This window comes from Porphyromonas catoniae ATCC 51270 (assembly GCF_000565015.1).
Classification (GTDB): Bacteria; Bacteroidota; Bacteroidia; order Bacteroidales; family Porphyromonadaceae; genus Porphyromonas; species Porphyromonas catoniae.
The window spans coordinates 41,837-67,907 of the sequence record NZ_JDFF01000001.1; the positions used below are offsets into that span (position 1 = coordinate 41,837).

The window sequence follows — 26,071 nt, forward strand, 5'->3', positions numbered from 1 at the left end:
GAAACGATAGAAGGTAACTTCTCCCCGCCCCAGGCAATAAAGATGCAAACTGTCTAAAATATTATTCTCTGCATTGAAGTGAAGGGATTCTTTCTCAATACAAAGACTACAACTACTGTGTCCAGACGACGGGGAAGTAACGCTCTAGTATGGCTTGGGCTGAGGCGATCTCCTCGTGTGTCGGCTCGTGTACCTCCTCTAGGAGGTAGGGCTTGCCCAGGGTCTCATACTTGTGCTTGCCATAGGTGTGGTAGGGGAGGAGCTCTAGACGCTCTATATTCTCGAAGCCCCCGAAGTGCTGTCCTAGCGCATGTAGCGCCTCGGGCTGGTCACTGTAGCCAGGGACGAAGACGTAGCGTAGGCGTACGGGCTTCCCCATGGCTCTTAGCTGCTCGGCTGTGAGCAGGGTGTTGGTATTGGTCTGCGTGGTGAGACGCTGGTGCTCCTTGGGGAGCATGTGCTTGCAGTCGAGTAGCACCATATCTACGATGGATAGGAGCTCATCCACATATCTATTCCGGATGCTCCCCTGAGAGTCCAAGCAGATATGTATCCCCTCCTCCTTGAGCGCACGGCAGAGGGGGATAAGAGCCTCGGCCTGTACCGTGGGCTCGCCACCGCTGAAGGTAACCCCACCTCGCTTACCGAAGAAGGGACGTTCGCTGATGGCTCTGCGGAGTACCTCACTCTCTTCGATGAGCTTCCCTCCCTTCCCTATGGGGATGGTGTCGGGGTTGGCACAGTAGAGGCACTGGAAGTTGCAGCCCTGAAGGAAGACCACGAGACGAAGGCCAGGACCGTCGAAGGTACCCATGGACTCAAAGGAATGAACACGAAGCATAGCTAAGTAAGGAAGCAGAGCGGGCGAAGGGTCGGTAGATCCTTCGCCCGCTACTTGTCAGATAGATATAGTGAGGGATGAGCCCTTAGCGCATGCGCTGGTGGAAGGAGCGAGAGATGACCTCGAGCTGGTGCTCACGGCTGAGCTTGACGAAGTTCACCGCATAGCCCGATACACGGATGGTAAGTTGAGGGTAGTTCTCTGGGTGCTCCATAGCATCCTCGAGCATCTCTCTGTTGAGCACGTTCACATTGAGATGATGTGCCCCCTTGGAGAAGTAGCCATCCATCATCGAGATGAGGTTCTCGACCTGCTCGTGCTTGTTCGAGCCCAAGGAGTGTGGGATGATGCTGAAGGTATTGCTGATCCCGTCTGCAGCGTCCGTGTAGTCGAGCTTGGCCACAGAGCTAAGCGAGGCGATCGCACCATGATTATCACGTCCGTGCATGGGGTTAGCTCCAGGAGCGAAGGCTACACCAGCGTGACGTCCATCGGGCGTAGCACCGGTCTTCTTGCCGTACATTACGTTGGAGGTGATCGTCAGAACGGACAGCGTAGGAGCAGCATCCTTGTAGATGGGGAGCTCCTTGAGCATATCAGAGAAGAGGTGGGTGATGTCGTAGGCGATGTTATCGGCACGGTCATCATCGTTGCCATAGCAGGGGAATTCTCCCTCTACTACGAAGTCCTCTGTCAGCCCAGCCTCGTTACGCTTGGGCATCACCTTAGCATACTTGATTGCTGAGAGGGAGTCTGCAGCGATGGATAGACCAGCCACTCCGTAGGCGAGGTTGATCTTGGGGTTCGTATCGATGAACGCCATCTGAGCTGCTTCGTAGTAGTACTTGTCGTGCATGTAGTGGATGATGTTCATCGACTCATTGTATACACGAGCGATCACACGGAGCACCTTGAGGTAGTTAGCCCACACCTCGTCGAAGTTTAGGACATCGCCCTTGAGCTCGGGGATACCCTCTACCATTAGAGTGCCGGAGATCTCACAGCGACCGCCATTGATAGCGAGTAGGAGAGCCTTGGCGAGGTTGGTACGTGCACCGAAGAACTGGATCTGCTTCCCGATCTCCTGGAAGGATACACAGCAGGCGATCCCGTAGTCATCCGAGTGACGTGTACCACGCATCAGGTCGTCATTCTCATACTGGATCGAGGAGGTGTCGATCGACACCTGAGCAGCGAACTCCTTGAAGCCCTCGGGGAGTGATGGACTCCATAGCACCGTGAGGTTAGGCTCTGGGCTGGGGCCAAGGTTGTAGAGTGTCTGTAGGAAGCGGAAGCTGGTCTTGGTGACCTTGTGACGGCCGTCGAAGAGACGTCCCCCGATGGACTCCGTAACCCAAGTGGGGTCACCAGCGAAGATCTCGTTGTAGGAGGCCATACGTAGGTGGCGTACCATACGGAGCTTGATGACGAACTGGTCGATGAGTTCCTGAGCGAGCTCCTCGGTGATCGTACCGTGGTCGAGGTCGTACTGGACGTATATGTCTAGGAAGCTAGAGACATTACCAAGCGACATAGCTGCACCATCCTGATCCTTAATCGCTGCTAGGTAGGCGAAGTACACCCACTGCACGGCTTCCTGTGCATTGTAGGCTGGGCGACGGACATCGAAGCCATAGCCAGCAGCCATCTCTACGATCTTCTTCAGTGCCTTGATCTGCTCTGCTACCTCCTCACGTAGGCGGATGGTAGCCTCAGTCATGGGACCATGTATAGCGTGTAGGTCTTCGTTCTTCCATGCTATGAGACGGTCTGCACCATAGAGGGCTAGACGGCGGTAGTCACCGATGATACGGCCACGTGCATAGTTGTCGGGAAGACCCGTGAGGAAGCTATTGGAGCGGAAGGAGCGAATCTCCTCGGTGTAGACATCGAAGACACCATCGTTGTGCGTCTTGCGGTAGTGGGTGAAGATGTCGGTAACACGTGGATCGACCTCTAGCCCGTTCTCATGTACAGCCTTCTCGACGACCTTGTAGCCACCGAAGGGCTTCATGGCACGGCGAAGTACCTGATCGGTCTGTAGACCGAAGACGACTTCGTTCTCCTTGTCTATATAGCCGGGGGCAAAGGCGGTGATGCCAGATACCGTGCTGGTGTCTATGGAGCGGACTCCGTTGTTATCACGCTCTTCCTTGAGAGCCTGAAGGCAATGCTCCCACACGCGGCGGGTCTTCTCTGTGGGACCACATAGGAAGGAAGAATCCCCGTCGTAAGGAGTGACGTTTTGGGCTACGAAGTCACGTACGTTCAGTTCGTCTACCCACACTCCAGTCTTAAACTTTGGTTGCTCTTGCATAGAGATATGCGCTGGTTGGTTAGTGCAGTTTTGCTGCGTTAATTGATTGATGTAGTTGATCTCTATAAAGGCCTTTCCCGCTTGGAAAACCCTTCACACCGCAAAGATAAAATAAATATCCAAATTGCAAACTCCGCTTATCATTGTGACAAGTTAAAAAGAAGCATAACATCGCTCACCCACCCTCTCCCATTACCAATGAAAGCAGCTGTTCATTAGAAGAGATTCGCACAGCTCAAAGGAAAGACAACAGGCTATAAAACAATGTCTTACAACAAGTCCTCAAAGGAGCTCTAATGACTTACCATAACTCGCCTTAATGAGTTACCATAACTCATCCAAACGACTTGCCATAACTCGTCTAAGCGAGTTACCACAACTCGTCATGACGACTTATGGTAACTCGTCGGAGTGATTATTTAGACACATCCTAACACGCTCTATTCCAGATCCTAAATCAAGGCTTCAGTAGATAGCATAAGACGTCACATCTTACTGTCAGACATATCACCACACTTCCCCTCGCTACAAACAAAATCTCCACTATGAAACTCTCATGCATTTCTCCTCCAGCTCCATTTTCACCCAATCTTCTGCCATAGGCATAGATGAGAGAGTAATCCAACAATATGCATGCGAAATGAGGTCACTCAATCAGCACAAAAGGGACATTAATCAACTAACAACCAAAGGCATAACTTCCTTCATTATTTTATTATGTATCTCCCTCCTTGATTTAGCCTTTTTGCATAGGAAATTGCTCTATATTTGCCTCTGCATAAGCATACTTTACTAACCGTAAATGACTTCATTACAATGAAGAATGAAAGACTTTTTTTTCATCGAGGTCAGTTGACTAGGTTCTTATCCTATTCACTGCTCTCAGTTGCCCTCTTCATGCCCACTGCTACCACATGGGCAGAGACACACACGACAACGCTCACCCAGACAACCAGCAAGCTACGTGGACGTATCGTGGATGCTAAGACAGGTGAGGCGATTATCGGGGCAAGCATCCAAGTAAAAGGGAAGAAACAAGTAGGGACAGCCTCCGATATACAGGGGGGCTACACGCTCTCTGCTTCCCCTGGTGACCTACTCGTCATCACCTGTATTGGTTACCAGACGCTCGAGGTACGTGCCACTGCTGGTGAACAGATAATTCAGCTCAAGGAAGATGCTAAGATGCTCGTCGAACTTGTTGTCGTCGGTTACACCACACAACGCAAGGAGAGCCTCACAGGTGCCATGATTAGCCTCAAGGACAGCAAGCTCAAGGATCTCACCACTCCCTCCGTTGGTAATCTGCTCAATGGCAAAGCCCCTGGCGTGTATGTTTCACCTGGCTCTGGACAACCAGGCTCAGATGCAGCTGTGGTCATCCGTGGGCAAGCAACCCTCAACGGGAATACACGCCCCCTCTGGGTCATCGATGGGGTAATCGTTGGAGATAGCCCTGGACAGCTCAACCCTCAGGACATAGAGAGTGTTACGATCCTCAAGGATGCCGCCTCTACCGCTATATATGGATCAGCTGGTGCCAATGGAGTTGTAGTAGTCACAACGAAAACCAGTCGCTCAGGGAAGGTACGTATATCAGCTTCTCTTCGCGCAGGAATAACCCAGCTCACCAATGGTAATCTGCGAATGATGAATGGGCAGGAGCTATATGACCTCTTTGCCTCTGCGCAGAATGCCGGGAGCATAGCTTTCTCCCGCTGGAAACCCGAACTAAGGAATACGAACTTTGACTGGTGGAAGTTTGCCACACGTACAGGCTTCACACAAGACTATAACGTTATGCTTCAGGGCGGAAGTGAGACACTGAACTCACTCTTCTCCCTAGGATATTATGATGAAAAGGGAGCGGTCAAGGGATTCGATTACAAGCGATACAGCTTCCGTCTCAAGACCAATTATCAGCCTCTCGAATGGCTCACCATTCGCCCCTCTCTCAGCGGTGCGATGCAGACCTCTGATGATCGTCAGCATAGCGTCACTTCCATGTACTCCATGCTCCCCTGGGATAAGCCCTACGACGACGAAGGCAAGCCCGTCCCACATAAATCCCCAGGCTGGGTCAATAGCAACAGCACAAACTACGTGTATGACTTGCAGTGGAACCACGGTGACACACGTAACTATGAGTTCATGGGCAACCTCGACTTCGATGTCCGTATAGCACCATGGCTGACGTTCTCCTCAGTCAACAACTATAAGTATCTGCACAGAGCGCAGCACGGCTACCAAGACCCGCGCTCTAATGCAGGTCAGAGCGTAGAGGGGCGCATCACAGAGTATCATCTAGAGGTAGCACGGCGATACACAAACCAGAAGCTACTCACCAATAACAGCTGGGGCTCACACAATCTAAGTGGACTAGTCGCATACGAATTCAATGACTACTGGCATAAGACTCTAGATGTCTATGGGCGAGGGTTTACCCCTGGCTTCGAGGTACTGGACATCGTGGCTAAACCAGAGAGGACAAAGGGTGGCATAGCTGAATGGGCAGTACAATCCATCTTTGCCAATGCTCGCTATAGCTATGACAATCGTTATCTCCTAGAGGGATCGGTACGTCGTGATGGAGCCTCCAACCTAGGCTCAAAAGCGAAGTATGGCACCCTCTTCTCCATCAGTGGAGGGTGGAATATACACAGAGAGTCTTGGTTTAAGGTCAAGGCCTTTGATCAGCTCAAGCTACGAGCATCATACGGCTCTGCAGGGAACCGCCCTTCAGCTCTCTATCCCCAATATGACCTCTACTCCGTATCCTCCAGCTACGATGGTAGGCCAGGTCTCTTAATCTATCAGCTCGGGAACGACAACCTTACCTGGGAGCGTACCTACACCGCAGGTTTAGGTCTAGATGCTTCTCTCTGGGAGAATCGACTTCACTTCACCATTGATATCTACTCTAAGAAGACTGATAACATCCTCTACAATGTTCCCACCACGGGTCTCGTAGGGGTCACACACATCTACCGCAACATCGGGAAGATGGATAACAAGGGGATCGAAGTCTCCATCGGTGGGGACATCATCCGCACCAAGGATCTTACATGGAGCCTAGATCTCAATATCGGGCATAATGCCAACAAGCTAACTGACATCTACCGTCAGTATGATCCGACCACAGGTAAGCTCGTTGCTAAGCCCGTCATCATCAACGATGGCACCTCTATATCTGGCTCAGCAAAGCGAATCCTGGAGATTGGTTATCCCATTGATACCTACTACATGCCTGAGTGGGCAGGGGTAGATCGAGAAACGGGGAAGCCTATGTGGTACAAGGATGATGCAAACGGGAATAAGGTATCCACCAGCAACTACGCAGAGGCTAAGTACTACAAGCTCGGCAGTGCAGCACCCAAGGTCTTCGGAGGAATATCCACCAGCCTACGCTGGAAAGAATTTGACCTCTCTGCTACCTTTGGCTACTCACTAGGTGGACAGATCTACAACTATTCTCGCCAAGAATATGACTCCGATCTTGCCTACGCAGATCGTAACCAAATGGCACTGCAGAAGGGTTGGTCACGCTGGCAAAAGAAGGGAGACATCGCTACCCACCCTCGTGTACTCTACAACAATAAGGACGCAGGGCAGAAGGCTTCCTCACGCTATCTGGAGAACAGCTCATTCTTCAAGCTTCGCTCACTTGCTCTAGGATACAACTTTGCCCTTCCTCAGCTGAAGGTGCAGAATCTTCGCCTTTACCTCAACGCTGAGAACTTATTCACCATCACAAAGTACTCAGGCGTAGACCCTGAGCTACCAGCCTCAGATGGTGCTGTGATGGGGACAACAGGCCCTGGAGTATATCCTCCTGTACGTCGGTTCGTCATTGGGCTAAATCTCTCACTCTAACATCTGCTACAGACATGAATAAGATAGTCACATTCTTAGTAGCCATAGCGTTACTCATGAGCTGTTCCCTTGACCGAGAACCCAAGGGATACGCCACTAAAGAGAAAATCCTAGAAGAGCCAGGTAAGGTCATTGGCGACCTAGTAAACGGTGTCTATGCTCAGCTCAAAGCTTGGAGTGACCCCATGCACCGCTGTGGTGAATATGCTGGGGATAACATCATGATACGAGGTGCCTCCACCGACCCCTTCTTTGAGTTCATTACGTTCAGCCGTACTCCAAATAACGACCGCTTACAGTCCTTCTGGGATAATAGCTACAAGGCTATTGCTCAGGCCTCAAACATCGTTGAGATGCTCGGTGCAAGTACCGACAGAGAGGTGAAGGAAAAGATTGGAGAATGCTACTTCGTGAGAGGGCTTCTCTACTTCTACTTAGTACGAGCCTTTGGACGACCTTACTACCAAGCACCAGAAACAAACCTTGGTGTACCGGTTGTAACCCAGATCCCAAAGAATGTCTTGGGCGACTTCAGCCTCCCCGACCGCATGACCGTAGAGAAAACCTATGAGCAAGCCATCGCTGACCTAAAGAAGGCCGAGGAGCTCCTCCCCAGTGCATCTGCACAGCCATTCCGAGGCTCTAAAGAGGCAGCTCAAGCTCTCCTCTCACGTGTGTATCTCTATATGAGTGGCACGTACGACCAGCCAAATGTGGCGTACGCTAAGCTCGCAGTAGAATATGCGACAAAGGTTATCTCTAGTGGCAAATATGCACTCTTACCTCGTGATGAGTTCATGAAGTACAACACAATCCTCCCCGAGAACAACAAAGAGTCAATCTTTGTCATCCGTCGCTTAGCTTCGGAGTTCTCTGGCTATGACCACTATTATGGTGTCGGGGGTATGTACGCGAATATCGGGGGTATGGGCTGGGGAGAAATGTACGCCAGCGCTAAATACCTTGCCTTGCTGGATGAAACAGGGCGCAACGACTATCGTCCTGATCAGAGACGTATCGTAGATGCTCGTGCAGCCTTCATCGAACCCGTCTACAAAGAGGGCAACAAGGAAGTATTTCGCTTCATCAAGACCGAAGGAAGTGGGGATCAGAACTACCTCCAGCTCCCGACAAAGCACACGGGAGGGAAGATAACCGTCAGCGAAACCATTACAGACGGGAACAACCAGCAGAGGGAAATAACCTACGAGCTAACGGCAGTAAATGCAGCACAAGGGATCTATAGCATCAACTATAAGGGCACAACATATCAGGGGGTACTCGACTACGACATCACCCTCAACCGAGCCTATCCAATGTTTTACATCACCAAGTGTTCTCGTGAGGGCGAGGATAGCCATCTGCACTCACCCGTGATTAGTCGCCTAGCTGAGATCTACCTCAACCGTGCCGAGGCCGAGGCCAAACTCGGCAACTACAGCGCAGCACTCTCCGATCTTAACCAGGTACGTACACGCTCTCTTCCTAGTGCTGCGTACTCCAGTCTAGATGCCACAACGGCGGCAACTCGTATCGACAAGGAGCGACAGCTTGAGCTCGCCTTCCAAGCAGAGCGTAGCTATGACGTATTCCGTAATGGTGGTTCACTCGTGCGTCGCTACCCTGGGGCGCATAACCAGACTGAAGACATTGCTCCTACAGACTATCGAGTCATCTACTTCATTCCGCAGAATGCCATCAACTCTTACCCAGGTAAGTTAACGCAGAACCCAACTCACTAGAGCAAGAAATATCCTACAAAAAGCAAACAGCCTCTACTCTCATTTGAGTAGAGGCTGTTTACGTTACAGTGCGAAGGATTTACACTGCTATCACATCGCTCATCACATTATTCTTTTGGAAGCTCCTCGAAGTCCACGTACTCATCGGATGCGGCACGCTCAAACTTGCGGGCTTCGATATCGTCTAATTCCTGCTTCTGTTGGCTAGCTGAACCGGCACTCGAGCCTCGACTACTACCTCGGCTTGACGTACGTTGCTGCCGAGAGTAGTCTCCTGCCCCATCGCCTCCCATACGCTCCTGCACCCGACGTAAGATGTGGCTGAGAAGCCATACCTGGATGCGTGCACGGAAGAACCAGAGCACCCATAATATAAGTAGGAAGATGATGAATCCTTTCATTGTTACCTATTATAGATGATACATGCTCTAGCAAGGGCAAAGAGCGTGCCAAACTAAGCTTCCCTAGCGGGGAGAAGCGAAAGGAAAATGTAGGCAATGATAGTCAGAGTGCAACCAAACCAGCCCTCGAAGACCACAGCCACAAGAGCTATGACAACAAGGACAATCTGACGCCAAAGAGCCTTCAGGGGTGCTTTCTTTAGCTTAAAAGAAAACATTGGGAAGTCACTCACCATAAGCGCAGAGAGAATCACTGCTAGGACAAGGTATGTGATGAGCGTCAGCTGGGAGCCAATCGTAAAGCTAATTGAGGGAATGGCAAACGCACATCCAATCCAAAAGAGCGCACTTGACGGCACGGGCAGGCCAAGGAAGGAGGTGGCTTGCCGTGTGTCGTTGTTAAACTTCGCTAGGCGCAGGGCTGCAAAGGCAGGCAGGATGAATATCCCATAGGCCCAAGGACTACCACCCGTAAGCTGACTCAAACCCTGATAAACAAGAATGGATGGTGCAACACCGAAGCTCACGACGTCGGCAAGCGAGTCCAAATCCTTACCAATCGCACTCGTTACGCCGAGAAGTCTTGCCACAAGCCCGTCGAAGAAGTCAAATACGGCAGCTAGGACAATGCACCGTGCCCCAAGCGTTATATCTTGCGTTTGGAAGGAGAGTACGATGCCAAGTACTCCAGAGAGGAGATTGGCGCAAGTAATAGCGTTGGGGATATGTCTCTTGATACTCATGAGTAGAAGCTTAGCGGGGGAGCGTGGCGATGTCGGTAATATTCCCCTTTACACGCTGCCCGACCTTCACGTGCACTTCGGTGCCGAGAGGAAGATAAAGGTCCACGCGCGAACCAAACTTGATGAAGCCCAGATTCTCGTTGATACCAACCTTTTGCCCGACCTCGGGATAAGTAACGATGCGACGTGCGATAGCACCTGCTACTTGGCGCACGAGGATGGGATCTCCTCCCTCACTACGAATAACGACAGCTGAGCGTTCGTTATCGGTACTGCTCTTGGGGAGGTGCGCAGAGAGGAAACGCCCTGGCGTGTGTGATACATGCTCAATCGTCCCATTGCAGGGAACCCAGTTCACGTGCATGTCGAAGACGTTCATAAAGACAGAGACCTGCAGGCAACGGCAACCGAGGATTTGGGTTTCGTCCGTCTCCTCAATCACTACGATGCGTCCGTCTGCTGGGCAAACAATTTCCCTATCTCCTGTCGAATGCTTTCGTGGCTCGTAGCGGAAAAAGTTCAGCACTCCGAGGAAAAAAGCAAGAGAGATAACGACAGGGATGACACTAAATGCACCAGCATAGAGGGCGATGAAGGCATTGATGCCAATCAAGCCGAGAGCAAAGCCACAGAGTGGGCCTTTTCCTTCCTTGTGTAATAACATTTCTATTTTGTCTGTAAGCAGATGTCTGATAATTCTGTGCAAAAGTACGGAAAAACGAGGGCTTTCACAGCTGGATGCTTCATTTAGGACGTAGCTCGCTCCAGCTCCCTAAGGTTCTCCAGCTTCTTTCGTTGCATGAACTCGTAGATACCTTCTAGGTGCTCGGTCACTTTCCCGCCCCCAAATTCGTAAACCTTGCTCACCAGTCCGTCGAGGAAGTCTCTGTCGTGCGAAACGAGGATGAGTGTGCCATCATACCGCTGGAGTGCAGCCTTGAGGACTTCCTTCGTCTTCATATCGAGGTGGTTCGTCGGTTCGTCGAGGATCAAAAGGTTGTAGGGCTCCAGCAAGAGTTTCAGTAGGGCAAGGCGTGTGCGCTCACCCCCGCTGAGGACCTTGACTTTCTTGGTCGATGCCTCGCCACCGAACATGAATGCACCGAGCAAGTCCTTGATCCGCGTGCGAATGTCGCCCTCTGCCACATCATCTATTACTTGGAAGACAGTGCGGGTCTCATCCTCCGTAGCGGTACTATTCTGGGCAAAGTAGCCAACATGCACGTTGTGTCCCAGCTTCAGTGTCCCTTCATGGTCGAGCTCGTTCATGATGCAGCGCACGAGCGTACTCTTGCCCTCACCGTTCTTCCCAACGAAGGCAATCTTGTCTCCACGCTCGATCATCAGGTCTACGTGCGAGAAGATCCGCTTGTCTCCAAACGCTTTGCCTACGCCTGCCATCTCCACGGGATAGTTCCCCGAGCGTGGAGCTGGTGGGAAGCTCAGGCGGATAGCAGACGTATCAATCTCATCCACCTCTACTCGCTCCAGCTTCTCTAGCATGCGCACACGGCTTTGCACTTGGTTGGTCTTTGAATAAGTTCCCTTAAACCGCTCAATGAACTCCTCCGTCTCGGCAATGAACTTTTGTTGCTCGTCGTAGGCACGTTGTTGCTGTTCTCTTCGCTCGGCTCGGAGGCGTTGGTACTCAGTATAATTGACTTTGTAGTCGTAGATGCGTCCGCCAGTTATCTCGATGGTGCGCGTAGTAATGCGGTCCACGAACGCTCTATCGTGGCTGATGACCACGACAGTCTGATTGCTCTCCACGAGGAAGTCCTCCAGCCACTGAATAGACTCGATGTCGAGGTGGTTAGTAGGCTCGTCGAGCAGGAGCACATCGGGGCGACGCAGTAGGAGCTTCGCTAGCTCGATACGCATACGCCAGCCACCCGAGAACTCTGAGGTCTGCCGTCCGAAGTCCTCTCGGCGAAAGCCCAAGCCAAGCAGTGTCAGTTCGACCGCCTTATCGTAGTTGATTTCTTCGATGGCGTAGTACTTTTCTCCCAGTGCAGTGACCTCCTCGATAATCGCCATATATTCGGGACTATCGTAGTCGGTACGGCTTGTCAGCTCCTGATTCAGCACCTCCATACGCTCTGCCATCTGATGGATGTGGCTGAAGGCTTGCTCGGCTTCCTCGAAGACCGTACGGCCATCCTCGATCATCAGATGCTGTGGCAAGTACGCCACGGTGACGCCCTCCGGCACGGCAACCTTCCCACGTGTGGCCTCACGGCTACCGCTGAGGATCTTCAGCAGTGTACTTTTCCCAGCACCGTTCTTGCCCATCAGAGCAATGCGGTCCTTCGGGTTAATTACGAACGAAATATTGGAGAAAAGTGGTGCCCCACCGATCTCTACGGTTAGGGAATCAACTGAAATCATCGTGTTATAAATTACATTTCAAAGGCCTTGCGAAAGGGAAGCCCCGTCTCGCCCTGCCAACCTACCCCCAAACGCCTGCCAGCAATACACCTTGCTGACGCTCGCCCTATGGTTGCAAGGCCGAGGATTAGTCCTTGCCAAGGCGACCCTTACTGGGGGCTTTTGCGACCAATATACCTCGCATTTGCGACGTATATACCTCGCACTCGCGACCAATATACGTCGCAAATGCGAGGTATATTGGTCGCAAACGGGAGGATAAGTGCTTAATTTTCAAACCCTCATACCCTGCAATCAGAAGGTATATACCGTGCATCAGCACCGTATATTGGGTGCGTTTGCACCGTATATTGGGTGCATCAGCACCGTATATAGGGTGCACTTGCACCGTATATACCTAATTTTTGCACCGTATATAGGGTGCAAAATCAACCTAAAGACTTAGGGAATTATTGCCCGATCTGAAGCAGCGTAAAACCTGCCTCCACAGGCTCTCGGTCGAAGACATTCCGCCCATCGATCAGTAGGGGCTCTCGCACCGAGCGTCGTAGCACTTCCCACGTAGGCATGCGGAACGCTTTCCATTCGGTCACGTGGAAGATAGCGTCTACATCCAGCGCAGAGCTGTACAGATCTTCGGCGTAGCGAACACGCTGCCCTAGGTAACGGCGGGCTTCGTCCATCGCCACGGGATCAAAAACCGCCACCTCGCAACCTGCTTGTAGCAACGATTCAATCAAAACTACCGAAGGTGCCTGGCGCATATCGTCCGTCTCTGGCTTAAACGCCAATCCCCAGACGGCCACCTTGCGTCCCTTGACCTGCCCGCCGTAATGTACCACGAACTTCTCGAAGAGGACGTGCTTCTGCGCTTCATTCACCGCCTCCACGGCCTCGAGGATTTGCATCCGCGAGCCATGCTCACGGGCGGTTTGGATAAAGGCCTGCACATCCTTCGGGAAGCACGACCCGCCATAGCCACAGCCCGCATAAAGGAATTTGCTCCCAATGCGTGCATCGGCACCCATGCCCTTACGCACCTCGGAGACGTTCGCCCCGACAGCTTCGCACAGGCGTGCGACCTCGTTCATGAAGCTGATGCGTGTGGCCAGCATGGCGTTGGCAGCATACTTCGTCATCTCGGCCGAAGGGATGTCCATGAAGAGCACACGGAAGTTGTTTAGCAGGATGGGCTTATACAAACGGGTCATTAGCTCCTTGGCTCGCTCGGTATTCACACCGACAACGACCCGATCGGGCATCATGAAGTCACGAATGGCGTTACCTTCCTTGAGGAACTCGGGGTTTGACGCCACATCGAACGGGATGCTGACACCACGCTGCCTCTGTTGCTCGGCAATCACTGCTTGTACCTTTTGCCACGTACCCACCGGCACTGTGCTCTTCGTCACTACGAGGCAGTAGTCCGTCATTGCCTCCCCGATGGCTCGAGCTACGGAGAGCACATGTCGTAGGTCAGCCGAGCCATCCTCGTCGGGTGGCGTGCCCACAGCACTGAAGACAATCTCTACGTGCGGTAGGACGTCAGCGATAGACGTACCAAAGTGTAAGCGTCCAGCCTCCGTGCCTTGGCGCACCAGCTCCTCCAGCCCAGGTTCGTAAATGGGAATGATGCCCCGACGTAGCCCATCAATCTTCTCTGCGTCCACATCGACGCAGAAGACCTCCACGCCCAGCGAAGCAAAGCACGCCGCACTGACCAGACCGACGTAGCCAATACCAACGATAGCAATACGCATAGCAGGGACTAGTGATTAGCTTTGCGCAGAGCCTCGGCAATGCGCTCCATCTCCTCCTTCGGTAGCTGGAGCTTGTGCTTCAGATCAATATCCCCCTCGGTGTTGATTGGGACCAAATGGATGTGTGCGTGATTTACCTCCAAGCCAAGCACAAGCACAGCCACCTTACGACAAGCCGTGACATCCTGAATGCGCCGAGCCACCTGCTTAGCAAAAGCTATCATGCGACCAAGGTATTCATCGTCCAAATCAAAGAGATAGTCTACCTCCTGCTTCGGGACAACGAGGGTGTGGGCGGGCTGAACGGGGTTGATGTCAAGGAAAGCGTAGAAATCCTCGCTTTCTGCCACCTTGTATGAGGGAATCTCACCCTCAATGATGCGTGTGAAGAGCGTTGCCATAGTAAGGACAGTCCTTCGAAGGACAAGCTAAATGGAAATATCCAGTATCTCAAAGGTCAGGAGACCACCGGGTGTCTGTACCTCGGCAACGTCCCCGACTTTCTTTCCTATGAGCCCCTTAGCGATTGGGGTGTTCACGGAGATTTTCTTTTCCTTCAAGTTCGCCTCCTGATCCGAGACGAGTGTGTAGGTAAGCTCCGCCCCTGTCTTGACATTGCGTATGGTTACCTTCGTCAGGATCTGTACGCTGTCGGTGGAGAGGCGTGACTCGTCGATGATACGAGCATTTGCCAGCGTTGCTTTGAGCTGCGCAATCTTACCCTCGAGTAGTCCCTGCGCTTCTTTGGCAGCATCATACTCTGCGTTCTCAGATAGATCGCCCTTGTCACGAGCCTCGGCAATCTGGCGTGAGATCTCGGGGCGATGAACTGCTTCGAGTTCGTTGATCTCAGCTACGAGCTTGTCGTAGCCAGCTTGGGTCATATAGTTGTATGCCATATTGGGTAGTAGGAGGATGAACCTCCTTTTAGTTTGAAGCCAGCCCCAGAGAGGAGCAGGCTGTATCCATATTTTCGCTACAATAGCGAACCCTACTCCAGCCATTAGCTGTCGTAGGGTTCGCTCACAAAGGTACGATAAATTATTGTAAAGGAGAGACAGGTAGGATGAGCCTCAGACGCAGGAGGGTCTTCGTCCGAGGAGTAAGGCAATACCGTCTGTCAGCTAACCGCCCTACAAGCCAAAGGATCTCATCTTCCTTGCAGACAACGAGTGCTACCTCTCGCTCCTGATGAGTGTATTTCCCGTCGATGAAGATACGGCGCAGGAGCTTTCGCCCCTTCATGCCGTAGGGATAGAGAGCATCTCCTGCTCTTCGTCTACGGATATGGAGCTCGGTAGTGGCAAGAGCCTCGTAATCAAATACGGCCTCGTTGGAGGAAAGAGGGAGCAAGCTCTCATAAGGCTGAGGACAAGGCTCGATTGTCCATTCCAGCACAGCCACCCCTACCCCTAACTCTGGGGAGACCTCAACAGATGGGAAGGAATGCTCGAGAGAAATTGACAAGGAGGCTTCTTCATCAGTTAAGGACAAATCCCCTAGAGGAAGCAACGGTGTAGAGGGAGATAGCGACGATGAGGCTAAACGAGAAGATCGCATGTCTCCCCAAGGAAGGACAAGCCTCCCATCCATAGATATATCTAGCGTAGCGACGAAGGACTCTTGCTCCTCTCCTCGAGGACGAAGCTCTAGATACTGGCTTGCCCGAATAAGCGTGTACTGAGGAGAAAAAAAGCGAGCACCAGCAGATCCCTCACGAAGATTGGAGGCTATCTCAAGCAGAACATCCCGGGAAAAGCCATAGGGTCGCAACAGCTCGAAAAGGAGGGTCTCGGGGGAAGGTGAGGCTAGGATACCTGCTATCTCTATCCCTCGCTCTCCAAGCAACTCGGCACGGTAACGCTCTATATGCTCTAAGAAGAGTGCCTCTACCCCACGAAGGTTATCAATGGTACGTAGGGCGACACTGCGAAAGGAAGGGTTCAACTCCTCCAGTGTAGGCAGGAGGCGATGGCGAATGAAGTTACGCCGATAGCGTACGTCTTCATTGGTACTGTCTTCACGGAACGCTTGCCCGAGGGACTGAAGGTAGTCCAAGACAAGTGCCCTCGGACAGTCCATCAAGGGACGAATAATCCCCTCCTCTCTTTTCAGGTAAGGCATCCCACTCAACCCCCTTAGCCCCGTCCCCATGGATAGATTAAGAAGCAGAGTCTCTATCTGGTCATCTGCATTATGGGCAACGGCAATCAGAGTAGGACTCTTCGCTTCTTTTCTCAGGGAAGCAAACCAGCCATAGCGTAGCTCTCTTGCCGCCATCTCCAGAGACATTCCTCCGTGAGATTGCGCGTAGGCACGAGTGTCAAATCGCTGGACATAAAGGGGTAAGTGGTGTGTGGTAGCTAGAGCTCGAACGAACGCCTCATCTCCATCGCTCTCCTCTGCTCTCAAGGAAAAGTTGCAGTGCAGGAGCGTCACTTGCTCCGCATAGCCTAGAGCAAGAAAAGCCATCAGTAGGGCTACAGAATCTGCACCCCCACTGATGGCAAGGTATATCTGCTCCTGCCCGCTAGGCAGGAGCTGGTGAAAGCGAATCGTCTCTGCGACCCGTGCTACGAGCCGATGAGACATAGAGCTAGGGGTGCTGGTGAGCCTCCTCAATCAGCTCAGGATCGACCAAGATACGTCCGCAGTACTCGCAGACAATGATCTTCTTGTGGAGCTTCAGGTCTACCTGACGCTGGGGGGGAATTTTATTGAAGCAACCTCCGCAAGCATCGCGGTCAATCGGAACAACAGCCAGTCCATTACGGGCTCCTTCACGGATACGGCTAAAGGCATGAAGCAGACGCTCCTCAATCCCTTCCTCTAAGCTGATGGCCTCTGCTCGTAGAGCTTCCTCCTCTTGCTTGGTTTCGTTCTTGATACGTGCTAGCTCCTCCTGCTTGGCCTCTAGGGCGGTACGTCGCTCAGCAATCGTGGACTTCAGTTCAGAGATGCGCTCGGAGCGTTGCTGGAGATCTACGTTCCCCTCGTTGATACGCTTCTGCGAAAGCTCAATCTCAAGACCCTGAAACTCTATTTCCTTCGCTAGGTTATCGTACTCACGGTTATTCTTGACGTTGTTAAGCTGTTCCTTGTAGCGCTGGATCTTCTCCTCTGCGTCTACGATACGAGCCTTCTCGGTGGCAATACCTTGCTTCTGACGTTTGTTGTCCTCCTCGAGGTGCTTTAGACGTGTCTCCATGCCAGCTAGCTCATCCTCTAGGTCTTGTACCTCCAAGGGGAGCTCGCCACGCAGGGTCTTGATGTGGTCGATCTTCGTATAGGTCTCTTGTAGACGGCTCAGAGCAATGAGCTTATCTGCCACACCAGGATCACGAGGGACGCTAGTAGGCTCTACGACAGCTTGCTCTACGACAGGCTTTGCCTTTGCCTTGCTGGTCGTAGCCTTCTTCGCTGGTTTCTTTGCTGTCGTTGTAGTCTTTTTCGTTGTTTCTTTCGCCATTGTAATTGTGCTAAAGCACTGTTATAGGGTTCGAGTCTAGCTCGCTTTGATAGACCGCAAAGTTAGCTATTTTCTCTGAGATGACTTGGGCAAAGAGCTGGGAGGCAATTCGCTCGCTCTCATAGTGACCGACTGTGACGAGGACGGGAGCGCCCTCGCAGTCGAAGTAGTCGTTATACTTTGCCTCGCCCGTGATGAAGATATCGGCGCCTAGTGCCCGAGCCTTCCTCCAGAGGAATGCCCCTGCTCCCCCGCATAAGGCCACTCGGCTGACGCACTCCTTCGTCGTAACACTATAGCGTAGCTGTCGTGTATGAAAGTAGCTCTCTACCTCGGAGAGGAAGGTGCGCAAGGGGAGAGGCTCTGGGAGATCCCCGATGATACCACTACCGGTAGTCCGATCCTGATTCTGCAGACCCACAAAGCTATAAGCGGGGGTCTCGTAGGGATGGGAGCGAAGGAGAGCCTCCTCCACACGGCTCTGAAGGTAGGCAGGCAAGACAACGCTCAACCGATCCTCTTGCTCTCTATGTAGGGTACCCACTTGCCCTACAAAGGGCTGTGCACCATCGAGCGCACGAAACGTACCTTCGCCCTGAGAGCGGTAGCTACAGCTATCGTAAGCTCCTAGACGGCCTGCCCCTGCCTCCCAGAGAGCAGCTGAGACAGCCTCGGTATGGGCACGGGGAACAAAGGTCACCAGCTCCACGAGCAAATTTGGAGAAGGCTCTAGTACCCGCACCTGCTTGAGACCAAGGTCACGAGCCAGCAGGTAGTTCAGCCCCTCGGGGGCATTATCCGCCGAAGTGTGAGCAGCATAGATACTGATGCCATGTTGGAGGGCTAGGCGCACACACCGCTCGATATAGCTCGAGGTGCCGATGCGTTTCAGCCCCTTAAATAGGAGGGGGTGATGGGCTATAATGACATTTGCTCCCCGCTCTATGGCCTCTTGGATAACAGCTTCGGTGACATCTACACAGCAGAGGACACCTGTAGCTACTGCCGAAGAATCCCCAACCTGAAGCCCACAGTTGTCATAGCTCTCTTGCAGAGCCGAAGGAATCTTTGCCTCTAGGGCCTCCCATACCTCGTGTACTCGTATCATAAACTGCTGTTTCTAGTCCTTCTTTATTTTCACCCCCAAAGGTAGCTAATTTTCCCTCGTACCTTCAGCTCCTTTCCCTACCTCTCCATGCCTGCCATACAGTCACTAATATATCCCTAAAGAGGTTACCCCGATACCTCTCCATAGGTACCCTCAGTACCTCAGAGAAGGTATACCCGATACCTCAGAGGAGGTACCGAGGATACCTCCTAGCAACCAGAGACAGTATCATAGGACGAGCCCACCCGATAGGATCGGCAGAGAAAAAAGTATCCCCGAGACTTAGCCTACACGCAAGCTAAACCTCGGGGGAAGGGAAAAGTAATGGGAGGGAGCGGGGCTACCGACTAGGAGGTAGTTTCGCTGGAGGAGGGAGGTTGCTCGGCCTTGCGCTTGCGCCTTCGTGAGCGAAGCCCCGTGACGAGGACAATGATAGATGCCAAGCCAAGGAAGAAGATAAAGAGGTCCGTCCCCCACTTACCCAAGAAGGGCTTATAGAGGCGACCTGCATGGAGCTCTAGCGCAGCCTGCCAGAGGGAGAAAGGCATACGGTTCAGTTCGCTGGGCTGGGGAGTAAAAGCCGTCTGCTGAGCCTTGTCCTCGCCCTTATCCGTACGTCTTACCGCCCCCTTGTCGTAGAGGAAGACGAGGTCTTGCTCTGCATTTTCCCCTGCAAGTAGCCCAGAGACAGCGTAGGTGCCTACGGGTCGCCCCATCTTCACCTCACGGATTACCTCGTGGGTGAAGTAATTGCGGACAGCATCAGGATGTCCAGGACGCACCTCAAAGAGTCCCGTGAATGATCCCATGAGCCAAGAGCCGTCAGGTCGCTGGGCGAAGGCATTGATCCCCATTGGACTGATCTGTGGCTGGTAGATCCACTTCTCGGGCTTCGCGGTAAAGGAGGAGAGGGTGAAGAAGCCTTCACTCGTAGAGAGAAGCCACGAGCCGTTCACCTCGTCATATCGGATGGCTCTAAGGCGATCAAACCAAGGGTTATCGCTGTAGAGTGGGCTGAAGCTATTGGGTCTAGCCTCGGTGAAGATGAGGGGAAGCATCATAGGAGGACGCAGTAGCCAGCCCGTAACGAAGACAAAGAGAACGATGTAGAAGAGCTTAGTGCCAAGCCTCTTATGTAGCTTGAAATGGAAGGAGAGTTTCCGAGAGAGACGTTGCTTGGCCTCTGAGGCCTTCTTCGTCCCTCGCTTATTCTTCTTCCCCATCAGCCTATGACTATACAGAGAGTAGAAGATCCCCGTCAGACACAGCGCCATCACCAGCAGACCGATGAAGTCCACTATGAGGCGACCTGCTAGACCGAAGTACTCTCCACTATGTAGCGCCCACACAATCTGGAAGAGCAGGATGCGCCCGGTATATCCATCGGGCTTGCCCAGCTCGTAGGTCGTCCATTCGGGGCTAGATAGGGAGCGTGTATAGAGGAGCGAACGGCTAAGGAGCAGTACACTGTCCCCACGGATCTGCAGGTCAGCTAGTCGCCCCTGTACGGAGGAAGGCATAGGTTGCTGCTCCCATCGCTCCCCCGAGCTATCGAGTCTATAGAGACGATACTGCGAGGCTACCCAGATTCGACCCTCTCGGTCTCGTGCCATCGACATGATCTTGGCTTCATCCCCACCCTTGACAAAGCCCTTATCGAGGCGTACCGCAGGTGCCGACAGCGCGCTATCGGTGCGCCATACCCCAACCCCTCCATAGATATAGGCAAGGCTATCAGAGCGCAACACCCCTCGGACAGCACCATTATTCCAATGATCGAAGAGGTAGCCCTTCGGGAGCAGAGTACGGGGGACATCTACCTGCTGCAGCAGGTCACGATGGTTGAGGATAACCCCAGAGAGGGCAGCGAGGAAGAGGAGGAAACAAAGGGGGATGCCTAGGTACTTGTGTAGCTTCTTAGCTCGGATCATGGGCCCTTAGCTTGTTGTACACAGGGTTGGCATACATCGTTAGAAGTGCCTTACGGAGGAAAGGCTCATCGGGGGCAAGGCCTTCGGGCAAACGTATGAGCGCAATACGGGTATCGATGTAGCGGAGAGCCTCGGCACGTTCGTCGGGCGTATAGTGCTGGCTGAGGGAGGTCTCGCCCCGTAGCTCATCGGCAGCTACATAGTTGATTGGATAGAGGGCATAGCCCCGATGGATCTCCCGATCCAGTACAGCCGCTAGGCTGGCATAACGGGCTTGATCACCCTCGGGCAAGTCGATCCCCACGAGGAGCTCTGAGAGAGGTCGCCCCACATGGAAGGAGACACGTCCCTTCCAGCCAAAGACCCCCGTCTTCATATTTATGCCGTCATCCTCGGAGCTCTTCTTGAAGCCGTCGACATCTCGCTTGAGTTGCATCTCCTGTGCCTTGAGATAGTCACAGGGATCATACTCATAGCTACAAGTCACGGGGACGATATTCAGGGGCATAAGCGCAGCTACCGCCTCTCGCTGTCCCGAGCCTAGACTAAGCATCTTCAGCAGAGCAGGCTGTGTCTCATCGGAGGAATCCTTGGCACGTCCCTCACGCTGAGCGATCCACAGGCTCTTACCTTCGCCCACCGCCTCGTGCATGTATTCCGAGAGGAGTTTGGCAGCGAGCAAGACTTCCCTGCCCTGCAGGTTACGGCGCACGAGGAAGCTCCCATTGAGCTTAACCAAGGTCTCTACCCAAGGATAGATCATGAGGTTATCCCCGATAGCTATCTCGGGGAAGACTGCCCCTACATCGGCAAGGAGTACGTTGAGGAAGGCTGAGTCTAAGATAATATCTCGATGGTTAGAGATATAGGTGTAGGCACCCGCCTGTGAGATATGCTCCGTGCCGGTTAGCTCGACAGAGCGACAGCAGTGTGCCATGATGTGCTTGACCCAATGGTAGCTGACCTTACGTTTAAAGTCCTCGACACTGCGACAGGTCTTTAGCACAGCCATCAGTTCGTCCCAACTGGCACTTAGCCCGAGGCTCTCGTAGACCTCACGCAGGGGAGCTAGAGAGGTGAGCTGAGCAGTAGCAGCAGGTACTTCCTCTGGAGTCAGAGGGCGAATGCTCTTATATTTCTCCGTATCCATAGTGGTTGTAGAGATTAAGCCTGAGGCAGGCGTTCACGAATAATAGAGGTGAGCACCTTAGGCATCGTAAGCCCAGCAGCTGCTACCTGCTGAGGGATGAAGCTCGTAGGAGTCATACCTGGGGTCGTATTGACCTCTAGAAGCGTAGGCAGGCCATCTGCCTCGATGATATAGTCTACACGTATGATCCCCCGAGCATCTATATGGCGATAAATCTCCGAGGTCAGCTGCTGGATGAGCGCAGTAGCTTCGGGAGATATGCGTGCAGGGGTAATCTCCTCAACTGCGCCGTTATACTTGGCATCGAAGTCAAAGAAAGCCCCCTTGGGGACAACCTCCGTCACGGGCAGAGGATGAAGGGCTCCCCCAGCCTCATAGCACCCGCAGGTGACCTCCACGCCAGCGATGAACCGCTCGAGGAGTACTTCGTCACACTCGGTGAAGGCCTCACGGATAGCTCGCTCCAGCTCTGCCTCTGTATCCACCCGAGAAGTCGCTACACTCGACCCTCCCGCATTGGGCTTGGCGAAGAGAGGAAGCCCAAGACGCTCTACGAGCTCATGCGACGAGGGCTGTGGCATGTCCTGGCGCAGACGTACCGAGTCCGCTACCCGCAGATGAGGGAAGGAGGCAAGGTAACGATTGCAGTGATACTTACTGAAGGTCAGCGCCTCGGTCAGTACACCCCCCGTATTGTAGGGCACACCGACCAGATCAAGGTAGCCCTGCAAAAGCCCATTCTCCCCTGGGGTACCGTGTACCGTGATGAAGGCATAATCAAAGCGTATCCGCCCCGTAGGACTGAGGAAGCTAAAGTCATCCTTGTTCACTGGGATAGGCTCGCTCCCCTCCTCCAGATGGACGTACCAGCCCTCCCGCTCCACAACGACTAAGTAAGGAGAGAAAGCACTGCGGTCGATCCAAGAGAGGATACCAGAAGCGCTGCGTAGAGATACGGCATATTCGCCCGAATATCCACCTGCTACGACAGCTATATTGGGTAAGTTCATATCTAGAATTGCTTGTTTAACGTCCTTGTGGACACTATCAATCAGTGACAAAAGTACCTCATTTCTCGCTTCATGACATCATACTTTCCCCCGATAACACCATTCTCTCCTTATCCTCTACCCATAACTCCAAAGGCAGATAGGTGGCACTTACGCATGCACATTGGTTTATATGAGGGTTATTTCACGTGTATATCTAGATATCTAGGCCATATATCTACCCGCACCCTATACCTATATATCAGATGCCATCAACACATCAAACTCCAGCCAAGCTCACCTCATTATATTCTACTATCTTTGCGTAGTACTTGAGGAATAGCTACATGAAGTTTAGCTAGCTCCTCAGCTACGAACAAAACATATATGGCAAGCAAGAGACAACTAAAGAAAGAGGTCATCGCCGAGGTCATGTTACTCTTTGATGAGGCGCTGATTATCCGCTCCGTCGCAGGGAGTGAAGCAATGGAAAGTGAGCTGGAGGAACTGATGGATGACATCATGATCTTCACCGATGATACCCTCCGTCGTATCGATCATCCTGATGGGAAGGACACCCCCGCTCTCGTCAAGAACTACTATCGACAGCTTAGAGAGCATATCCAGACCTCAACCCAGAACATCTCCGATCGCTTAGACCAATTCATTGAGGGGCTTTAGTCAGCACTCTCCATAAGTATCACTTCTCCCCTTGCGAAAGAAACTAGCTCTAAGCCTACTACGTCTGCTCGGATGGCACATACTGCCCCTACCCCAAGATCATCCCTCGGGGAGCGTCATTTGTGTGGCTCCACATACGAGTAACATGGACTTCTTGATTGGCCTCCTCTACTCTTGGGCTGTCGGGATTAAGTCTGGCTTCTTGATGAAGAGTGATTGGTTCTTCTTCCCGCTTAGCTACCTACTTCGTGCCCTCGGGGGCATTCCCGTCAATCGCAAAGAGCGTAGCCAAACAGTAGACCGCATCCAGCAACTACTCAAGCGTAAAGGACAGATGCACATCGCCATCACGCCCGAAGGAACGAGATCTCGTTCAGAGAAATGGAAGAGTGGGTTTTACCACATTGCTGTTGCTGCAGAATTGCCTATCGAACTCGCTGTCCTAGACTATCAGAAGCATGAGGTAGGGATCTTCGAGGTCTTCCACCCAACAGGTGACCTAGAGGCTGACTTGGCCTACATCCGTTCTCGCTTCTCAGCTAATCAAGCTAAGTATCCAGAGCAATACACTCCATAGGCCACCCCCTCTCGCACCATGCCTAATCAGACACCCTCCCCCATACGTATAGCTGTAGTACAGTGTACCATCCTCTGGAATGATATTTCAGGGAACTGTCAGCAAATAGAACGCTACGTACAACAGCTACAAGGGCAAGCTGACCTCATTATATTTCCAGAGACAATCACCACTGGTTTCTCGGCAGAGGCTGCAAAGAGGGCGGATAGTCAGAAGGGGGAGGTTTATACCTTCTTGCAAAAGATAGCCTCAGAGTATCAAGTCGCCTTGGCAGGAAGCTACCTCACAGAGTGGGATGAGGGAAAAGTCTACAATATGTTTTTCCTTTTCGACCAAGAGGGGAAAGCACAACTTCAGCCCAAGAGACATCTCTTTGCACCAGGAGGTGAGCGTGCCTTCGTCTCTCCAGCTATGGAGCGGACAATCTTTACTTTCCACGGCTGGCGTATCCTACCCGTTATCTGCTACGATATGCGCTTCCCTGTATGGTGCAGGAATAGGCAGAATGAATATGACCTCATGATCTGTGTAGCCAATTGGCCACGCCCTCGCCGTAGAGTCTTCTCTACCCTCCTCCGTGCTCGTGCTATGGAAAATCTCTGCTACGCCATAGGGGTTAATCGGGTGGGAGAAGATCCACAGGGCTTGTTTTATACAGGAGACTCCGCCGTTCTTAATGCACGGGGAGAGACCTTAGCCGAAGCAAAAGAAAGCCAAGAAGAGATACTCCTCGCCACTCTAGACTACACTCCTCTCTCGGAACTTCGTCATAAATTCCCAGTGTGGGAAGATGCTGATAGCTTCACCCTGCACCTCAACTAATCAACCGCCTACTCCTTCTGTAGTCTAGGCAATAGACCTCACATTTCCCAATGAATATAAAGACAACCGCAGAGCGTATCGCAGAGGCTCTACTCGCTGTAAAGGCTGTTAAGCTCCAGCCCAACACACCCTTCACATGGGCCTCGGGATGGAAGTCTCCCATCTACTGTGACAATCGTGTAACTCTCTCCTCACCCAGAGTACGTACGCTCATCAAGGAAGAGCTAGCCGACGTCGTGCGCAACTCCTTCGGGGACGCAGAGGTAATTGCAGGTGTAGCCACAGGAGCTATTGCTCAGGGAGCTCTAGTGGCCGATTTACTAGATCTACCCTTCGTGTATGTACGTCCACAAGCGAAGGATCACGGCATGGGAAATCAGATTGAGGGAGAGCTACCTCAGGGGAGTAAGGTACTAGTCATCGAAGACCTTATCTCTACAGGAGGTAGTAGTCTAAAGGCCGTAGAAGCGCTTCGCCAAGCAGGGAGCTCCGTCCTTGGAATGGTTGCTGTCTACACGCATGGTTTCCCTCAGGCTGTCGAAGCCTTTGAGCAAGCTGCCGTTCCTCTTATTACCCTTAGCAACTACGACACAGTAATCACAGAAGCCCTAGCTACTGGATACATATCCCAAGAGGATGAAAGCCTGCTCAAGGAATGGAGGAAGTCCCCTGCGGCCTGGACGGGCAAGCCCTAGCTATCCTACTACATACTAAATCACAAAGAGCTGTCACACTCCCTTTACTAAAGTAATCAGCTCCTTCCTCCTCAAATTCGTCCTCCGCTCTCGGATAAATTATCTCCGTTACAGCAAAGTTGTTATCTGTAACCAAGTACAACGACAGAAGTATCTCTATGAGTGATTACATCAGTTCGATAAAGAGCATCCCTGCCCCTCGCCATCGTGTCTATGAGCGGCTCTCCGACCTCAATGGTCTTGCCTCTGTGAGAGAACATCTCCCAGAGGAAGCCAAGGAAAAGATTCAGATAGAGCCCATAGATAGAGATAGCTGTGCCTTCGTCATCCCAGGAGCTGGTAGGCTAGTCTTGCATATTGCAGAGCGAGAGCCCGAGGGAACAATCAAGTTAGCCACCAACCAATCTCCCCTCGACCTCACGATTTGGATTCAGCTTATCGAGCCAAATGCAAGTGACACTCGTCTACGTCTAACACTACGAGCAGAACTCAACTTCTTTGTTCAAAAGATGATTGGCAGTAAGCTCCAAGATGGCGTTGAGAAGCTTGCAGATATGCTCGCACGCCTTCCCTACTAAGGCGAA

Annotated in this window: 22 protein-coding genes; 7 read left to right on the forward strand and 15 right to left on the reverse strand. The window is 52.4% G+C overall.

Annotated features, from left to right (window positions below):
• Window positions 1-112 precede the first annotated feature (112 nt).
• Together pflA and pflB are read right to left on the reverse strand one after the other, a co-directional pair.
• Complete coding sequence (gene pflA / locus HMPREF0636_RS00190; RefSeq protein WP_081748355.1) at window positions 113-841, reverse strand: pyruvate formate-lyase-activating protein; 729 nt, start codon at window positions 839-841, stop codon at window positions 113-115.
• A gap of 85 nt (window positions 842-926) precedes the next feature.
• On the reverse strand, window positions 927-3,158 hold the full coding sequence (pflB, locus tag HMPREF0636_RS00195) for a formate C-acetyltransferase (RefSeq protein WP_005467849.1): 2,232 nt from the start codon (window positions 3,156-3,158) through the stop codon (window positions 927-929).
• A gap of 816 nt (window positions 3,159-3,974) precedes the next feature.
• On the opposite strand from pflB, the gene HMPREF0636_RS00200 reads away from it, so the two are divergent.
• Window positions 3,975-7,031 carry a SusC/RagA family TonB-linked outer membrane protein gene (locus HMPREF0636_RS00200; RefSeq protein WP_044167592.1) on the forward strand — a complete coding sequence of 1,019 codons (3,057 nt, stop codon included), beginning with the start codon at window positions 3,975-3,977 and terminating at the stop codon, window positions 7,029-7,031.
• 14 nt (window positions 7,032-7,045) lie between these two features.
• Window positions 7,046-8,773 carry a RagB/SusD family nutrient uptake outer membrane protein gene (locus HMPREF0636_RS00205; protein ID WP_044167594.1) on the forward strand — a complete coding sequence of 576 codons (1,728 nt, stop codon included), beginning with the start codon at window positions 7,046-7,048 and terminating at the stop codon, window positions 8,771-8,773.
• A gap of 107 nt (window positions 8,774-8,880) precedes the next feature.
• On the opposite strand, the gene HMPREF0636_RS00210 is transcribed toward HMPREF0636_RS00205, so the two are convergent.
• From HMPREF0636_RS00210 to HMPREF0636_RS00270, 13 genes are all read right to left on the reverse strand, one after another.
• Window positions 8,881-9,174 carry a DUF4834 family protein gene (locus HMPREF0636_RS00210; protein WP_044167595.1) on the reverse strand — a complete coding sequence of 98 codons (294 nt, stop codon included), beginning with the start codon at window positions 9,172-9,174 and terminating at the stop codon, window positions 8,881-8,883.
• Between the two features lie 53 nt (window positions 9,175-9,227).
• On the reverse strand, window positions 9,228-9,917 hold the full coding sequence (locus HMPREF0636_RS00215; protein WP_044167596.1) for a CDP-alcohol phosphatidyltransferase family protein: 690 nt from the start codon (window positions 9,915-9,917) through the stop codon (window positions 9,228-9,230).
• A 10-nt stretch (window positions 9,918-9,927) separates the two neighbouring features.
• Window positions 9,928-10,581 carry a phosphatidylserine decarboxylase family protein gene (locus HMPREF0636_RS00220; RefSeq protein WP_044167598.1) on the reverse strand — a complete coding sequence of 218 codons (654 nt, stop codon included), beginning with the start codon at window positions 10,579-10,581 and terminating at the stop codon, window positions 9,928-9,930.
• A gap of 83 nt (window positions 10,582-10,664) precedes the next feature.
• The gene (locus HMPREF0636_RS00225) at window positions 10,665-12,305 is read right to left on the reverse strand and encodes an ABC-F family ATP-binding cassette domain-containing protein (RefSeq protein ID WP_044167600.1); all 1,641 of its coding nucleotides are present in this window, start codon (window positions 12,303-12,305) and stop codon (window positions 10,665-10,667) included.
• Between the two features lie 449 nt (window positions 12,306-12,754).
• Window positions 12,755-14,065 (reverse strand): UDP-glucose dehydrogenase family protein, encoded by a 1,311-nt coding sequence (locus HMPREF0636_RS00230; RefSeq protein ID WP_044167602.1) that lies wholly within the window; start codon window positions 14,063-14,065, stop codon window positions 12,755-12,757.
• Between the two features lie 8 nt (window positions 14,066-14,073).
• Window positions 14,074-14,466, reverse strand: coding sequence for an HIT family protein (locus HMPREF0636_RS00235; protein WP_044167604.1), 393 nt, complete (start codon window positions 14,464-14,466; stop codon window positions 14,074-14,076).
• Window positions 14,467-14,493: 27 nt separating this feature from the next.
• Window positions 14,494-14,964 (reverse strand): transcription elongation factor GreA, encoded by a 471-nt coding sequence (gene greA / locus HMPREF0636_RS00240; RefSeq protein ID WP_044167644.1) that lies wholly within the window; start codon window positions 14,962-14,964, stop codon window positions 14,494-14,496.
• 142 nt (window positions 14,965-15,106) lie between these two features.
• Complete coding sequence (gene tilS / locus HMPREF0636_RS00245; protein WP_044167605.1) at window positions 15,107-16,657, reverse strand: tRNA lysidine(34) synthetase TilS; 1,551 nt, start codon at window positions 16,655-16,657, stop codon at window positions 15,107-15,109.
• 4 nt (window positions 16,658-16,661) lie between these two features.
• Window positions 16,662-17,534 carry a zinc ribbon domain-containing protein gene (locus HMPREF0636_RS00250; protein WP_211235753.1) on the reverse strand — a complete coding sequence of 291 codons (873 nt, stop codon included), beginning with the start codon at window positions 17,532-17,534 and terminating at the stop codon, window positions 16,662-16,664.
• A 10-nt stretch (window positions 17,535-17,544) separates the two neighbouring features.
• Window positions 17,545-18,642, reverse strand: a complete 1,098-nt coding sequence (locus HMPREF0636_RS00255) for a Nif3-like dinuclear metal center hexameric protein (protein ID WP_044167606.1) — start codon at window positions 18,640-18,642, stop codon at window positions 17,545-17,547.
• A gap of 347 nt (window positions 18,643-18,989) precedes the next feature.
• Window positions 18,990-20,573, reverse strand: coding sequence for a PepSY domain-containing protein (locus tag HMPREF0636_RS00260; protein WP_044167608.1), 1,584 nt, complete (start codon window positions 20,571-20,573; stop codon window positions 18,990-18,992).
• Window positions 20,560-21,723 carry a 1-acyl-sn-glycerol-3-phosphate acyltransferase gene (locus tag HMPREF0636_RS00265; protein ID WP_044167610.1) on the reverse strand — a complete coding sequence of 388 codons (1,164 nt, stop codon included), beginning with the start codon at window positions 21,721-21,723 and terminating at the stop codon, window positions 20,560-20,562. The genes HMPREF0636_RS00260 and HMPREF0636_RS00265 overlap by 14 nt, the downstream gene beginning before the upstream one ends.
• A 14-nt stretch (window positions 21,724-21,737) precedes the next feature.
• A complete protein-coding gene (locus HMPREF0636_RS00270) occupies window positions 21,738-22,733 on the reverse strand; it encodes a D-alanine--D-alanine ligase (RefSeq protein ID WP_044167611.1) in 996 nt (331 codons plus the stop codon).
• A 366-nt stretch (window positions 22,734-23,099) separates the two neighbouring features.
• Here HMPREF0636_RS00270 and HMPREF0636_RS00275 point away from each other — a divergent pair, with 366 nt between their 5' ends.
• The 5 genes from HMPREF0636_RS00275 (at window position 23,100) to HMPREF0636_RS00295 (ending at window position 26,065) form a co-directional block, all read left to right on the forward strand.
• On the forward strand, window positions 23,100-23,393 hold the full coding sequence (locus HMPREF0636_RS00275; RefSeq protein WP_044167613.1) for a hypothetical protein: 294 nt from the start codon (window positions 23,100-23,102) through the stop codon (window positions 23,391-23,393).
• Window positions 23,394-23,424: 31 nt separating this feature from the next.
• A complete protein-coding gene (locus HMPREF0636_RS00280) occupies window positions 23,425-23,970 on the forward strand; it encodes a 1-acyl-sn-glycerol-3-phosphate acyltransferase (protein ID WP_081748356.1) in 546 nt (181 codons plus the stop codon).
• Between the two features lie 18 nt (window positions 23,971-23,988).
• On the forward strand, window positions 23,989-24,792 hold the full coding sequence (locus HMPREF0636_RS00285; RefSeq protein ID WP_081748357.1) for a nitrilase-related carbon-nitrogen hydrolase: 804 nt from the start codon (window positions 23,989-23,991) through the stop codon (window positions 24,790-24,792).
• A 50-nt stretch (window positions 24,793-24,842) separates the two neighbouring features.
• Window positions 24,843-25,487 carry an orotate phosphoribosyltransferase gene (gene pyrE / locus HMPREF0636_RS00290; RefSeq protein WP_155807252.1) on the forward strand — a complete coding sequence of 215 codons (645 nt, stop codon included), beginning with the start codon at window positions 24,843-24,845 and terminating at the stop codon, window positions 25,485-25,487.
• Window positions 25,488-25,645: 158 nt separating this feature from the next.
• Complete coding sequence (locus HMPREF0636_RS00295) at window positions 25,646-26,065, forward strand: hypothetical protein (protein ID WP_005467825.1); 420 nt, start codon at window positions 25,646-25,648, stop codon at window positions 26,063-26,065.
• Window positions 26,066-26,071 lie beyond the last annotated feature (6 nt).

Excerpts from the sequence above, each read along its gene's own strand:
- pyrE (WP_155807252.1), top strand. The coding sequence starts at position 24,843 with ATGAATATAAAGACAACCGCAGAGCGTATCGCAGAGGCTCTACTCGCT.
- HMPREF0636_RS00285 (WP_081748357.1), top strand. The coding sequence starts at position 23,989 with ATGCCTAATCAGACACCCTCCCCCATACGTATAGCTGTAGTACAGTGT.
- pflA (WP_081748355.1), bottom strand. The coding sequence starts at position 841 with ATGCTTCGTGTTCATTCCTTTGAGTCCATGGGTACCTTCGACGGTCCT.
- HMPREF0636_RS00210 (WP_044167595.1), bottom strand. The coding sequence starts at position 9,174 with ATGAAAGGATTCATCATCTTCCTACTTATATTATGGGTGCTCTGGTTC.
- HMPREF0636_RS00260 (WP_044167608.1), bottom strand. The coding sequence starts at position 20,573 with ATGATCCGAGCTAAGAAGCTACACAAGTACCTAGGCATCCCCCTTTGT.
- tilS (WP_044167605.1), bottom strand. The coding sequence starts at position 16,657 with ATGTCTCATCGGCTCGTAGCACGGGTCGCAGAGACGATTCGCTTTCAC.
- greA (WP_044167644.1), bottom strand. The coding sequence starts at position 14,964 with ATGGCATACAACTATATGACCCAAGCTGGCTACGACAAGCTCGTAGCT.
- HMPREF0636_RS00295 (WP_005467825.1), top strand. The coding sequence starts at position 25,646 with ATGAGTGATTACATCAGTTCGATAAAGAGCATCCCTGCCCCTCGCCAT.
- HMPREF0636_RS00220 (WP_044167598.1), bottom strand. The coding sequence starts at position 10,581 with ATGTTATTACACAAGGAAGGAAAAGGCCCACTCTGTGGCTTTGCTCTC.
- HMPREF0636_RS00215 (WP_044167596.1), bottom strand. The coding sequence starts at position 9,917 with ATGAGTATCAAGAGACATATCCCCAACGCTATTACTTGCGCCAATCTC.
- HMPREF0636_RS00265 (WP_044167610.1), bottom strand. The coding sequence starts at position 21,723 with ATGGATACGGAGAAATATAAGAGCATTCGCCCTCTGACTCCAGAGGAA.
- HMPREF0636_RS00250 (WP_211235753.1), bottom strand. The coding sequence starts at position 17,534 with ATGGCGAAAGAAACAACGAAAAAGACTACAACGACAGCAAAGAAACCA.
- HMPREF0636_RS00270 (WP_044167611.1), bottom strand. The coding sequence starts at position 22,733 with ATGAACTTACCCAATATAGCTGTCGTAGCAGGTGGATATTCGGGCGAA.
- HMPREF0636_RS00235 (WP_044167604.1), bottom strand. The coding sequence starts at position 14,466 with ATGGCAACGCTCTTCACACGCATCATTGAGGGTGAGATTCCCTCATAC.
- HMPREF0636_RS00200 (WP_044167592.1), top strand. The coding sequence starts at position 3,975 with ATGAAGAATGAAAGACTTTTTTTTCATCGAGGTCAGTTGACTAGGTTC.
- HMPREF0636_RS00205 (WP_044167594.1), top strand. The coding sequence starts at position 7,046 with ATGAATAAGATAGTCACATTCTTAGTAGCCATAGCGTTACTCATGAGC.
- HMPREF0636_RS00230 (WP_044167602.1), bottom strand. The coding sequence starts at position 14,065 with ATGCGTATTGCTATCGTTGGTATTGGCTACGTCGGTCTGGTCAGTGCG.
- HMPREF0636_RS00255 (WP_044167606.1), bottom strand. The coding sequence starts at position 18,642 with ATGATACGAGTACACGAGGTATGGGAGGCCCTAGAGGCAAAGATTCCT.
- HMPREF0636_RS00225 (WP_044167600.1), bottom strand. The coding sequence starts at position 12,305 with ATGATTTCAGTTGATTCCCTAACCGTAGAGATCGGTGGGGCACCACTT.
- HMPREF0636_RS00275 (WP_044167613.1), top strand. The coding sequence starts at position 23,100 with ATGGCAAGCAAGAGACAACTAAAGAAAGAGGTCATCGCCGAGGTCATG.
- pflB (WP_005467849.1), bottom strand. The coding sequence starts at position 3,158 with ATGCAAGAGCAACCAAAGTTTAAGACTGGAGTGTGGGTAGACGAACTG.